General features: G+C 29.1%; 13 protein-coding genes. All 13 read left to right on the forward strand.

The genetic code is table 11. The features are described from left to right. The first annotated feature begins 51 nt into the window (after positions 1-51). The 13 genes from grpE to ybeY all read left to right on the forward strand — a co-directional run bounded on the left by grpE (position 52) and on the right by ybeY (position 12530). A complete protein-coding gene (grpE, locus tag J2Z24_RS01085; RefSeq protein ID WP_035144398.1) occupies positions 52-669 on the forward strand; it encodes a nucleotide exchange factor GrpE in 618 nt (205 codons plus the stop codon). A 76-nt stretch (positions 670-745) separates the two neighbouring features. Further along, positions 746-2608 (forward strand): molecular chaperone DnaK, encoded by a 1863-nt coding sequence (gene dnaK, locus J2Z24_RS01090; protein WP_035144399.1) that lies wholly within the window; start codon positions 746-748, stop codon positions 2606-2608. Positions 2609-2840: 232 nt separating this feature from the next. Then, entirely contained in the window at positions 2841-3971 is a 1131-nt protein-coding gene (dnaJ, locus tag J2Z24_RS01095) for a molecular chaperone DnaJ (protein WP_035144400.1), read from the forward strand. Positions 3972-4101: 130 nt separating this feature from the next. Then, positions 4102-5046, forward strand: coding sequence for a 50S ribosomal protein L11 methyltransferase (prmA, locus tag J2Z24_RS01100; RefSeq protein WP_035144401.1), 945 nt, complete (start codon positions 4102-4104; stop codon positions 5044-5046). A gap of 12 nt (positions 5047-5058) precedes the next feature. Next, positions 5059-5811, forward strand: a complete 753-nt coding sequence (locus tag J2Z24_RS01105; protein WP_035144402.1) for an RsmE family RNA methyltransferase — start codon at positions 5059-5061, stop codon at positions 5809-5811. Next, positions 5811-7118 carry a tRNA (N(6)-L-threonylcarbamoyladenosine(37)-C(2))-methylthiotransferase MtaB gene (gene mtaB / locus J2Z24_RS01110; RefSeq protein WP_035144403.1) on the forward strand — a complete coding sequence of 436 codons (1308 nt, stop codon included), beginning with the start codon at positions 5811-5813 and terminating at the stop codon, positions 7116-7118. Before J2Z24_RS01105 ends, mtaB begins: the two co-directional genes overlap by 1 nt. Positions 7119-7214: 96 nt before the next feature. Next, positions 7215-7559: a histidine triad nucleotide-binding protein gene (locus J2Z24_RS01115; protein WP_035144404.1), complete on the forward strand. Its 345-nt coding sequence runs from the start codon at positions 7215-7217 to the stop codon at positions 7557-7559. Between the two features lie 140 nt (positions 7560-7699). After that, positions 7700-7876: a 30S ribosomal protein S21 gene (gene rpsU, locus J2Z24_RS01120; RefSeq protein WP_010292600.1), complete on the forward strand. Its 177-nt coding sequence runs from the start codon at positions 7700-7702 to the stop codon at positions 7874-7876. A gap of 32 nt (positions 7877-7908) precedes the next feature. Next, positions 7909-8355, forward strand: coding sequence for a GatB/YqeY domain-containing protein (locus J2Z24_RS01125; RefSeq protein ID WP_035144405.1), 447 nt, complete (start codon positions 7909-7911; stop codon positions 8353-8355). Positions 8356-8441: 86 nt separating this feature from the next. Continuing rightward, positions 8442-8753, forward strand: a complete 312-nt coding sequence (yqfC, locus tag J2Z24_RS01130; protein WP_051593086.1) for a sporulation protein YqfC — start codon at positions 8442-8444, stop codon at positions 8751-8753. A 1-nt stretch (position 8754) separates the two neighbouring features. Then, entirely contained in the window at positions 8755-9900 is a 1146-nt protein-coding gene (gene yqfD / locus J2Z24_RS01135; RefSeq protein ID WP_173680627.1) for a sporulation protein YqfD, read from the forward strand. Between the two features lie 27 nt (positions 9901-9927). Next, on the forward strand, positions 9928-12024 hold the full coding sequence (locus J2Z24_RS01140; RefSeq protein WP_035144408.1) for an HD family phosphohydrolase: 2097 nt from the start codon (positions 9928-9930) through the stop codon (positions 12022-12024). Next, positions 12021-12530, forward strand: coding sequence for an rRNA maturation RNase YbeY (ybeY, locus tag J2Z24_RS01145; protein WP_035144409.1), 510 nt, complete (start codon positions 12021-12023; stop codon positions 12528-12530). The genes J2Z24_RS01140 and ybeY overlap by 4 nt, the downstream gene beginning before the upstream one ends. Positions 12531-12597: the final 67 nt, after the last annotated feature.

Consider the following 12597-nt stretch of genomic DNA (forward strand, 5'->3'; position numbering starts at 1 on the left):
AAAATATGGTTTAAAATATAAAGAATTGAGAAGAATGGAGGCATGGAATAAATGGAAAAGGACAAAATTCACAGCCTGGAAACAGATTTGAAGGATGAAAATTTTAAAGAGGAAACAGAAATTAAAGAAGAAACTTTAGAACAGGCTGAAAAAAAAGAAGATGAAGAGTTTGAGGGAATAAGTAAAGAAAGTAAAGATGAAAGTAAAGATGAAAGTATCATAGATAATATTAAAGAAGAAAATAAAAAATTAAAGAATGAATTGGATACTTTGCAAGATAGGCTAGTAAGAACTGTAGCAGAATATGATAACTACAGAAAAAGAACTTCTAAAGAGAAGGAAGGAATATACTCTGATGCTTGTGAAGATGTTCTAAAAGAAGTATTACCAGTACTTGATAATTTAGAAAGAGCTTTATTAGCAGATGGAAATATAGATGATTTAAAGAAAGGTGTAGAAATGACTCTAAAACAGTTTAATGATGCTTTAGAAAAATTAGGAGTTGAAGAAATTTCTACAAAGGAAGGCTTTGATCCTAATATCCACAATGCAGTAATGCATATAGAAGATGAGAATTTTGGAGAAAATGAAGTGGTGGAAGTATTTCAAAAGGGATACAAAAGAGGAGAAAAAGTTATAAGATATAGCATGGTTAAAGTTGCTAATTAGTCTTAAATAGAAAGATTCTATTTAATATATATGATAAAAATTTGATTTTAAGCTAACTATTAAGGAGGTTTTTGATATGTCAAAAGTAATAGGTATTGATTTAGGTACTACAAATTCATGTGTGTCAGTTATGGAAGGTGGAGAAGCCGTAGTTATTACAAATTCAGAAGGAGCAAGAACAACCCCATCCGTTGTGTCATTCCAAGCAAATGGAGAGAGATTAGTAGGTCAAGTTGCAAAAAGACAGGCTATAACTAATCCAGATAAAACAATTATATCAATAAAGAGACATATGGGAACTGATTACAAAGTAAATATAGATGGAAAAGAGTATACTCCACAAGAAATTTCAGCTATGGTGCTTCAGAAATTAAAGGCAGATGCTGAAGCATATCTTGGAGAATCAGTAACTCAGGCTGTTATAACTGTACCAGCTTATTTTAACGATAGCCAAAGACAGGCTACAAAAGATGCTGGTAAAATAGCAGGACTTGAAGTTTTAAGAATAATTAATGAGCCAACAGCAGCATCACTTGCTTATGGTGTTGATAAAATGGATACAAATCAAAAGATATTTGTATATGACTTAGGTGGAGGTACTTTTGATGTATCCATATTAGAATTAGGAGATGGAGTATTTGAAGTTAAAGCTACAAATGGTAACACTAAACTTGGTGGAGATGACTTTGATCAAAAGGTAATTGACTATATAGCAGATACATTTAAGGCTGAAAATGGTATTGATTTAAGAAATGACAAAATGGCTCTTCAAAGATTAAAAGAAGCAGCGGAAAAAGCTAAAATAGAATTATCATCATCAATGCAAACAAATATAAATCTACCATTTATAACAGCTGATGCTACAGGACCAAAACACATAGATATGAATTTAACAAGAGCTAAATTTAATGAATTAACTCATGACCTTGTTGAAGCTACTTTAGAACCAATGAAAAAATCATTAGCTGATGCTGGATTGTCAATGAATGAAATAGATAAGGTTATACTTGTAGGAGGTTCTACAAGAATTCCAGCAGTTCAGGAAGCTGTTAAGAACTTTACAGGAAAAGAGCCTTCAAAAGGAATTAATCCAGATGAATGTGTTGCAGTTGGTGCAGCAATTCAAGCAGGAGTTTTAACTGGAGATGTTAAAGATGTATTGCTTCTTGATGTAACTCCATTAACACTTGGAATTGAGACTTTAGGAGGAGTAGCTACTCCATTAATAGAAAGAAATACAACAATTCCAACAAGAAAGAGTCAGGTATTTTCTACAGCGGCAGATGGTCAAACTTCTGTTGAAATTCATGTAGTTCAGGGTGAAAGACAGATGGCTGCAGATAACAAGACTTTAGGAAGATTTACTTTATCAGGAATAGCTCCAGCTCCAAGAGGAATTCCACAGATAGAAGTAACTTTTGATATAGATGCTAATGGTATAGTTAATGTTTCTGCAAAAGATAAAGGAACAGGAAAAGAAGCAAATATTACCATAACAGCTTCAACTAATCTAAGTGATGATGAAATAGATAAGGCAGTTAATGAGGCTAAAAAGTTTGAAGAAGAAGATAAGAAGAGAAAAGAATCTATAGAAGTTAAGAACAATGCTGATCAAATAGCATACCAAACTGAAAAGACTTTAAAGGAGCTAGGGGATAAGGTATCACCAGAAGATAAGGTTACTGTAGATGAAAAATTAAAAGCTTTAAATGCTGTTAAAGATGGTACAGATATTGAAGCAATAAAGAAGGCTACTGAAGACTTAACCCAAGCTTTCTATGCAATTTCATCAAAAATGTATCAACAAGCAGGTGGAGCACAAGATGCAGGAGCAGCAGGATTTGACCCGAACAACATGGGAGGAGCAAATGCAGGAACTAACAATGAATCAAAGGATAATGTAGTAGATGCAGATTATAAAGTGGAAGATGATAAATAATAAATATTTATTATTAACTAAATTAGCATAAATAGTGTATAATATATAATTGAGAAAATTAAGGGATGAGGAAACCTCTTCCCTTAATTTTAAGTTAATAATTAATGGATAATAGATAATAAAGAATAAATAACGATTATTGAAGTGATTTTTTATACAGAAAAAATTTCATTTGGCCTGTTATTTATGATTTTAAATTTATTATTTAATTAAAGTAGTAGGTGGTGAAAGGATGGCAAAAAAAGATTATTATGAAATTCTTGGTCTCCAAAAAGGAGCAAGTGATGAGGATATAAAAAAGGCATTTAGGAAATTGGCTATAAAATACCATCCAGATAAAAATAAAGGGGATAAGGAAGCAGAGGAAAGATTTAAAGAAATAAATGAAGCATATCAGGTGCTTTCAGATCCTCAAAAGAAAGCTCAATACGATAAATTTGGTACAACAGACTTTAATGGAGCAGGTTTTGACGGTGGATTTGGAGGTTTTGATTTTTCTGATTTTGGTGGGTTTGGAGATATATTTGATTCGTTTTTTGGAGGCGGATTCAGCGGAGGAAGAAGAAGGAATGGTCCTCAAAGAGGAGCAGATGTTGAATATACTATTAATTTAACTTTTGAAGAAGCTGTATCTGGAGCTGAAAAGGAGATAAGCTTAACAAAAAGTGAGACATGTACAAAATGTAATGGTACAGGAGCTAAATCTGGTAGCCATCCAAAAACATGTGGAAAATGTGGTGGAACTGGTCAGGTTAAAGTTCAGAGAAGTACACCTTTTGGAAGTTTTGTAAGTGTTACTACTTGTGATGCATGTAATGGAAAAGGTACAATTATTTCAGATCCTTGCCCAGAATGTAAAGGAAAAGGAACTGTAAGAAAGCAGAAAAAGATAAAGGTAAATATACCTGCTGGAGTAGATACAGGAAATGCAATACCTATAAGAGGCCAAGGGGAAGCAGGAACTAATGGAGGGCCTGCAGGAGATTTATATGTAAGTATAAAGGTAGCGCCACATCCTTTCTTTAAAAGAAGAGGGGATGATATATATATAGATGCTCATATAAGTTTTGCTAAAGCTGCATTAGGTACAGAGCTTAAAGTGAAAACCATTGATGGAGAAGTAAAATATGATGTGCCATCAGGTACTCAGCCAGGAACTATTTTTAGATTAAAAGGTAAAGGTGTTCCACATGTAAACGGAAGAGGTCGAGGAGATCAATATGTTAATATAATTGTGGAGATACCAAAAACGTTAAATCAAAAACAAAAAGAAGCTATAATTGAATATATGGAAGCTAGTGGAGAAATAAAATCTTCTGAAAAAGAAGGTATTTTTAAGAAGTTTAAAAAGAATTTCAAATAATAAAAGAATTTGTTTCCTGAGGGGGAAACAAATTCTTTTATTGTTTGATTGTTTTAAAGTTTATAGGTTATAATGTATAATTGAATAATAAGAAAATGAAATACATATTTTAAACTTGGAGGTATAGTTAATGAATAATGAAAAGGACTGGTTAGAAGTTACAATAGTTACTAGTAGTGAAGCAGTAGAAGCTGTATCAGCTATTTTATATAATACAAACGTAAAAGGAGTATCTATTGAAGATCCAGAAGATATAGAATTTAAAAAAAAGCACCCAGGAGATTGGGACTATTTTGATGAAACTTTATTAGAAGTTAAAGATGGTGCTATTATAAAAGGATATTTTAAAGAGGATGATAAGTTTGAAGAATATATAAAGTACATAAAAGAAAGTGTTGATAATTTAGACAAGTTTGGATTAGATAAAGGAAAAGGATTAGTTACGGTAATAAAAGTAAATGAAGAAGATTGGGAAAATAACTGGAAGAAATATTATAAACCTACTAAAATAGGAGAAAAGATTATTGTAAGACCTATTTGGGAACCTTATAATAAAAAAGAAAATGAAATTGTAATAGACTTAGATCCAGGTATGGCATTTGGGACAGGAACTCATGAGACTACAAGAATGTGTGTGCAGGCATTAGAAAGATATGTGACAGATAAAACTACTGTATTTGATATTGGAACTGGTTCAGGTATATTAGCTATTGCTGCAGCAAAACTTAGAGCTAAGAAAGTAGTAGGAGTTGATTTAGATCCTGTTGCAGTTACTTCAGCTAAAGAAAATGTTGCATATAATAGTTTAAATAACATAGAAATACTTCATGGAAATTTAATGGAAGTTGTAAATGGCAAAGCAAACATAGTAGTAGCTAATATCATAGCAGATATAATAATTCTTTTGTCAGAAGATGTTAAACACTTTATTGAAAAAGGAGGATATTTCATATCTTCAGGAATAATTAAGGATAGAAAAAATGATGTAGTTAATAAATTGGAACAATGTGGTTTTGAAATAGTAGAAGTAAATGTTGACGGAGAATGGGTGTGTATCATTTCAAAACTAAATTAAGGAGTGTATGCTGTGCATAAATTTTTTGTACTACAAGACAATATTATTCTTGATGAAGCTATAATTCAAGGAGATGATGTAAAACATATTTATAAGGTTTTAAGATTAACTGAAGGTACTATTATAAGTGTAAATAATTGTAATGGAGAAGAATTTTTAGGAGAAATTAAATCTATTGATAAAAAAGAAGTAAGAGTTAAGTTAAAAGAAAAGTTAGATATAAATAATGAAAGTAAAGTGGAAGTATATCTTTTTCAAGGTTTACCAAAATCATCCAAGATGGATTTGATAGTGCAAAAAAACTGTGAATTAGGTGTTAGGGAAATTACTCCTATTATAACAGAGAGAGTAGTAGTTAAAAATGAACTAGGTGAATTTAAAAAATTAGATAGATTGGCAAGAATAGCTTTAGAAGCTTCTAAACAATCTAAAAGGACATTAATACCAAAGATAAATTTCCCTATAAGTTTTGATGAGTTATTAAGAAGATTAAAAGATATGGATTTAATTGTAGTGCCTTATGAAAATGAACAGGGTTTTGGAATAAAGAATATGATAAATAGTATAGATAAGGGCAAAATAAGAAAAGTTGGAGTGATTATAGGGCCAGAAGGTGGTTTTGAAAAAGAAGAAATTGAAGTTTTAAAAGATATAGGGGCTTTTATTGTTACATTAGGCCCAAGAATATTAAGAACAGAGACTGCAGGATTTGTAAGTATTTCTTTAGTTATGTATGAATTAGGCGATTTAGGAGGAAATATTTAATGAAAGTTGCTTTTACTACTCTTGGTTGTAGAGTAAATCAATATGAAACGGAAGCTATGACAGAAAAGTTTATTAAATCTGGATATAAATTAGTGAATTTTGATGAATATGCAGATGTTTATGTTATAAATACTTGTACAGTTACAAATATGGGTGATAAAAAGTCAAGGCAGATGATAGGAAGAGCTAAGAAAAACAATGAAAAAGCTGTTATAGCTGTAGCAGGTTGTTATTCACAGCTTGCTCCAGATAAAGTAGCAAAAATAGATGGAGTAGATGTGGTTATAGGAACAAGAAATAAAGGAGAAATTGTACATTTAGTAGAAAAGTGTATAAGTGAAAAAAAGCAAATAGTTCATGTTAAAGATGTATTAAGAGATAATATTTTTGAAGAGTTAAACATTGAAGAATATCAAGATAAAACTAGAGCTTTTTTAAAAATACAAGATGGATGTAATAGTTTTTGTTCTTATTGTGCCATTCCTTTTGCTAGAGGAGCAGTTTGCTCAAAGAAGCCAGAAAAGATATTAGAAGAAGTTAAAAAACTAGCATCTCATAACTTTAAAGAAATTATATTATCAGGAATACATATTTCATCTTACGGTGTTGATTTACAAGGAGATTGGAACTTAATAAATATATTAGAGGAAATTGAAAAAATAGATGGCATAGAGAGAATAAGAATAGGCTCTATTAGCCCTAAGTTTTTTACAGAAGATGTTATTAATAGAATATCTAAATTAAATAAGATGTGTCCACATTTTCATTTATCATTGCAAAGTGGATGTGATGCTACATTAAAAAGAATGAACAGGCATTATACAGTTGAGGAATACAAAAATGTAGTAGAAGCTTTAAGAAAAAATATTAGATATGTTTCTATAACTACAGATATAATAGTTGGATTTCCAGGAGAAACAGAAGAGGAATTTAATAGTACATATAATTTTTTAGAGGGAATAAAGCTTTCTAAGATGCATATTTTTAAATATAGTCCTAGAGAAGGAACAAAGGCTGCTGCAATGAAGGAACAAATAGATGGAAATGTTAAAGAGTATAGAAGTAGTAAACTTATAGAGTTAAATAGAAGACTTGAAAAAGAATTTATGAGAAAGTTTATAGGAAAAAGCTTTCAAGTGCTTTATGAAGAAAAAGTTAAAAACAAGGAAAACTTTTATGAAGGATACACACCTAATTATATAAAAGTAATATGTAAGGTTGATGATGACATACAAGGAAAGATAGTAAATACAAAAATAATTTCTGTAGAAAATGAACATAGTATAGGGAGTATAGATACTCACTAGAGCATAATTTTATACAGTGAACATGTAATAAAAGAAGGGAATAAATATAATTTGTTGAATAAATTTAATTAGATGTATTTTAAAGGAGGTGATATTATGGGTAATTGTATTTTTTGTAAAATAATAAAAGGGGAAATACCTTCAGAAAAAATATATGAAGATGATTTAATATTAAGTTTTAAAGATATAAATCCTGAAGCTCCTATGCATGTTCTTATAATTCCTAAAAAGCATATTTCAAGTTTAAATGAATTAAAAGAAGAGGATAGTAAAATTATTTCTCATATTTTTATCGTAGCAAAAGAAATAGCTAAGAAGCTTGGAATAGACGAAAAAGGATATAGAATAGTAACTAATTGTGGAGAGGATGGCGGTCAGACTGTAGAACATATACATTTTCATATGTTAGGAGGAAGACTACTTCAGTGGCCACCAGGATAGAATAATAAATAAAGTAAAACAATTAATGAAATTGTTGACAGCATCCGCTCAAGTATTATATAATAAACTATGTGCTATGTAACCCATATTGCCTGTTTAATTTATTTAATTAAATTGAGCTAGCGGAGGGAGGGAGATCAATGTCAGAAATAAAGGTTGGAGAAAATGAATCATTAGAAAACGCATTAAGAAGATTTAAGAAAAAATGCGCTAGAGCTGGTGTTCTTTCAGAAGTAAGAAAAAGAGAACATTATGAAAAACCAAGCGTAAAGAGAAAGAAAAAATCTGAAGCTGCGAGAAAGAGAAAATTCAAATAGAATAGAATTTTTTTGAAAGAAGGTACTAAATTATGGCCCTTAAAGAAACACTGCAGGAAGATTGGAAGCAAGCTTTAAAGGCAGGAGATAAGTTTAAAGCAAATGTTGTAAGTATGGCTAGAGCAGCAGTACTTATGTTAGAAAAAACTGATGGAAGAAAGCTTGATGATGAAGAAATCATTGAAGTTTTGGCTAAGGAAGTTAAGCAAAGACGTGAAGCAATTCTTGAATTTGAAAAAGGAAACAGACAGGATTTAGTTGAGAAAACTCAAGCTGAAATAGAAATCTTGTTAAGTTACCTTCCTCAGCAATTAACAGAAGAAGAAATTATAGAATTTGTTCGTCAGGCAATTAATGAAGTGGGTGCTAATAGTATGAAAGACATGGGCAAAGTTATGTCTATTGTTGTACCTAAGTTAAAAGGTAGAGCAGATGGCAAACTTGTAAGCCAAATTGTAAAGCAAAGTTTGAATAATTAACTATAATTAATAAATAAAAGACTGAGATATCTCAGTCTTTTTTATTTTACTATGTCATTTATTTAATGGTAAATTCATAAATTAGTATGAAAGTACTTTTTGAAGGTGTAATTTTGGAGGTTAAGTTGGATAAAGCTAAGAATAGTTTAGCAGAAAAATTGGATTTGCCAAGAGATGTGGTTTTAGATTTGCCTAAAATAGTAATCACTGGAGATAGTGAAATAAGTATTGAAAATCATAAAGGTATAATTATTTTTGATGAAAGACAGGTTAAAATAAATTCGAAGATAGGCCTTGTATCTATCTATGGCAGTAATTTTGAGATGCTTTTTTTAGAAGGGAGTACTATGACTTTAAAAGGAAAATTTAAATCGGTGGTGTATGAAGGAAATGAGTAAAATTGATTTAGATAAATATAAGAGAAGTATAATTACTCTGGAAATTAAATCATTAATGCCAGAGAAATTTATTAACCTGCTTTGGAAAAATAAAATTTTTATAAAGAATGTTAGAAAAAAAGATATATCTACTTTTGTTATGGATATCAGTTTAGGGGATTATAGAAAAATAGAAGAAATTGGAAGAAAAACTGATACAAAAATAAAAATTGTAAAGAGAAAAGGAATGGCGTTTTTTATATTGAAAATGAAAAAAAGAAGAGCTATGATATTTGGCTCAGTTATTTTTATATTTATTATTTATTATTTATCTACTTTTATATGGAAAATAGACATAGAAACAGATAAAAATTTATCCCCCTATGAGATAAGAAGAGAATTATTATCTTATGGAATAAAGGAGGGGATAAACAAGAAAAATTTAAATGTATATTCTATAGAAGAAAAATTGATAGAGGATAATGAAAATATAATGTGGGTAAGAGTAAGAACAGAAGGATCTATTCTTAAAATTGTTGCATCTGAAAGGCAATCACCACCTAAAGTTGTAATGGATAATGAACCTTGTAATTTAATTGCAAAAACTGATGCAGAAATCACTAGAGTATATACTACTTCAGGAACTGCTGTAGTGAAGAAAGGTGATATAGTAAAAAAAGGTGATATATTAGTAAAAGGGGAACAAGGCAAGGAAGGAAATGAATATCAGGTTCATGCCAAAGGAGATGTGATAGCAAGAACTTTTTATGAGAAGATAAAAAATGTAAATAAAATAGAAATAAAAAAAGAAAGAACTGGGGAAAAGGCAGAGAATATATATATTCAGATTGCAGGGAAAAAGTTATATATCAAAAAATCTATGAATAATTTTACCAAGTATGATAAAATAGAAAATAGTAAAGGGCCAATTGTATTTGAAACATATTATGAAGTAAAAGAAAATACTCATAATCTAGATAAAAAGAAGGTTGTAGAAAATATATCTAAAGAATTGATTAATGAAATTACTTTAAATTTTGATAGAAATGTAAAAGTAGTCGATAAAATAATAAATCACTCAGAAGAAAACGGAAAGATTAAAGTGAGAGTTCTGTTGGTTGCGGAAGAAAATATAGCATTACCTGAAAAAATAATAGACGAAAGTTAAATTATATTAATCAAAGGATGGTATTTTATGGATAAGATTACCTTAGAAAAAATATATAAAGGAAGTAAAATTAAGAGAATCTTTTTATTTTTGTGTACGTTTCTATTTATATATTGTGTACTAATTACTTCATTGGTTACGCAGAAATATAGCCTAAAAGAAGGAGATATAGCAAGAGTAGATATTAAAGCACCTCGTGAAATAGTTGATGATGTAGCAACAAAAGCTAAAATACAACAGGCTATTCAATCTGTTCCATTACAATATAATAAAAATCCTGAAGTTAAAATAAATATTATAGATAATATTAATGGATTATTTGAAAAAGTATATGTATTGAAAAATAATAATTTAGATATTAAAGAAAAATTAAATAAATTGAAAACAGAATCTAAAGTTAGTTTAGCGGATGAAGACTATATGGAATTATTAAAAGCAAATAAAGAAGATTTAAAGTTACTTAATACTTTTCTAGAGAAAACTATGTCTAATTTATATGATAGCATTAACATAAATGATGATAGTCAAAGTAAAAATGGAGAAGATATTAAGAAAGCTCAGGAATTTATATCATTAAAAGTAAATAGTTCTAAGTTGCCTAAAAAAGCATTAAAAGATTTGGCTATTGCAATAGGCTATAGTCAGATAAAACCGAACTTCTTTTATGATAAGGAAAAAACTGAAGAGCTTCAAAATGAAGCTAAAAAGAAAGCTCCAGTAGTTATAAAAAAAGACCAGACAATAGTCAAAGAAGGAGAGCCTGTAACAAAAGCTCAAATAGAAATATTAGAGAAGTTAGCACTTTTAAATTCAAAGGATAAATTTGAATGGTATATATATTTAAGTTTAGCTATATTGATAATATTTATATTAAATTTGCAATGGTATTATATAAAGAAATATAATAAAGAAGTTTATAATGATACAGGTAAATTGATATTGGTTAATATATTAACTTGCATTTCAGTTATATTAGCTAGAGTTTTAAGTCCAATACCATTTTTAATTCCACTTGCTTGTGCACCTATGCTTTTTACGTTACTTATTGATAATAGATTGTCTTTAGTTATTAATGGATTAAGCTGTATATTAATTAGTTGCGCAGTGGAATTTAATGTTGAGATAACTTTATTAGCTATTATAAATGCCATAATAGGTTCTTTAGTTTTAAAGAAAATGCAACAAAGAAATGATATTTTATATTCTGCTTTTTATATAGCTATAATTAATGTAATATTGACTTTTTCAGCAGGATTTTTATTAAGTAATAATACAATAGATGTAGTTAAAAAAGCAACATTTGCTTTTCTAGGAAGTGTATTATCAGGAATACTTACTATTGGATTTTTACCTTTATTTGAAAGTGTATTTGATATAGTAACTACAATAAAGTTATTAGAATTATCAAATCCTAATAATCCTTTATTAAAAAAATTATTAATGGAAGCTCCAGGAACTTATCATCATAGTATATTAGTTGGTAACTTAGCAGAAGTTGCAGCAGAAGAAGTAGGTGGTAATCCAGTTCTTGCTAGAGTAGCTTCTTATTATCATGATGTAGGAAAAATAAAAAGACCTTATTTTTTTAAAGAAAATCAGTTAGGGAATGATAATCCGCATAGTAAAATAAACCCTAATTTAAGCACACTTATAATAACAGCTCATGTTAAAGATGGGGTAGAGTTAGCTAAAGAATATAAAATTCCAAAAGCTATATGGGATATAATTGAGCAACATCATGGTACTACGCTTGTAAAATATTTCTATATAACAATGAAAAATTCTAGTGAGAATCCAGAAGAGGTAAATGAGGAAAATTTTAGATATCCAGGTCCTAAACCAGCAACTAAAGAGGCAGCAATAATAATGTTAGCTGATGGAGTAGAAGCAGCTGTTAGATCTATAAGTGAACCTACTAAAGGAAAGATAGAAGAAATGGTTAATAATATAATTAAAGCTAGATTAAACGAAGGGCAGTTAGATAATTGTGATTTGACATTAAAAGATTTGGAAAAAATCAGAGAATCATTTACCAAAATATTGATGGGTATATATCATCAAAGAATTGAATACCCAACAGATAAGTGGGAAAACAAAACTGAAAGGAAAGATAAAAGAAAATGATATATATAGATAATAGACAAAACAAGTTAGAAGTTAATAATGATTTAAAAAGTACTATAGAACAGATAGTTCATTATGCTTTAAAGGATGAAAAAGTAGAGATAGAATATGAAGTAAGTATCATTTTTGTAGATAATGAAACAATTAAGCAAATTAATAGAGATAGCAGGGAAATAGATAAAGTTACAGATGTTTTATCTTTTCCAATGTTAGATTATCCAAAAGGAAAAGTGTATAAGGATGTTTATTATAATTATGAATTTAAATCAGAAGATTTAGATGGAAATAATTTGGTTTTAGGAGATATAGTATTGTCTTTAGAAAAAGCTAAAGAACAAAGTGAAGATTTTGGACATTCTTTTTTGAGAGAAGCTTGTTATTTAACTATACATTCTGTATTACATCTTTTGGGATATGACCATATGGAAGAAGAAGAAAAATTATTAATGAGAAAAAGAGAAGAAGATATATTGGAGAAGTTCAATATTGGAAGGAAAAGTTTTTAAAAGTGAAGAGAAACTTCTAGTATATAAGAAAACATTTTAAGCATTAGCTAAACTTTAGAGTGGGTGT

Origin of the sequence: Clostridium tetanomorphum (assembly GCF_017873215.1) — a bacterium.
GTDB lineage: Bacteria > Bacillota > Clostridia > Clostridiales > Clostridiaceae > Clostridium_AO > Clostridium_AO tetanomorphum.

Excerpts from the sequence above, each read along its gene's own strand:
- grpE (WP_035144398.1), top strand. The coding sequence starts at position 52 with ATGGAAAAGGACAAAATTCACAGCCTGGAAACAGATTTGAAGGATGAA.
- dnaK (WP_035144399.1), top strand. The coding sequence starts at position 746 with ATGTCAAAAGTAATAGGTATTGATTTAGGTACTACAAATTCATGTGTG.
- J2Z24_RS01115 (WP_035144404.1), top strand. The coding sequence starts at position 7,215 with ATGGGTAATTGTATTTTTTGTAAAATAATAAAAGGGGAAATACCTTCA.
- prmA (WP_035144401.1), top strand. The coding sequence starts at position 4,102 with ATGAATAATGAAAAGGACTGGTTAGAAGTTACAATAGTTACTAGTAGT.
- mtaB (WP_035144403.1), top strand. The coding sequence starts at position 5,811 with ATGAAAGTTGCTTTTACTACTCTTGGTTGTAGAGTAAATCAATATGAA.
- J2Z24_RS01125 (WP_035144405.1), top strand. The coding sequence starts at position 7,909 with ATGGCCCTTAAAGAAACACTGCAGGAAGATTGGAAGCAAGCTTTAAAG.
- J2Z24_RS01140 (WP_035144408.1), top strand. The coding sequence starts at position 9,928 with ATGGATAAGATTACCTTAGAAAAAATATATAAAGGAAGTAAAATTAAG.
- ybeY (WP_035144409.1), top strand. The coding sequence starts at position 12,021 with ATGATATATATAGATAATAGACAAAACAAGTTAGAAGTTAATAATGAT.
- rpsU (WP_010292600.1), top strand. The coding sequence starts at position 7,700 with ATGTCAGAAATAAAGGTTGGAGAAAATGAATCATTAGAAAACGCATTA.
- yqfC (WP_051593086.1), top strand. The coding sequence starts at position 8,442 with ATGAAAGTACTTTTTGAAGGTGTAATTTTGGAGGTTAAGTTGGATAAA.
- dnaJ (WP_035144400.1), top strand. The coding sequence starts at position 2,841 with ATGGCAAAAAAAGATTATTATGAAATTCTTGGTCTCCAAAAAGGAGCA.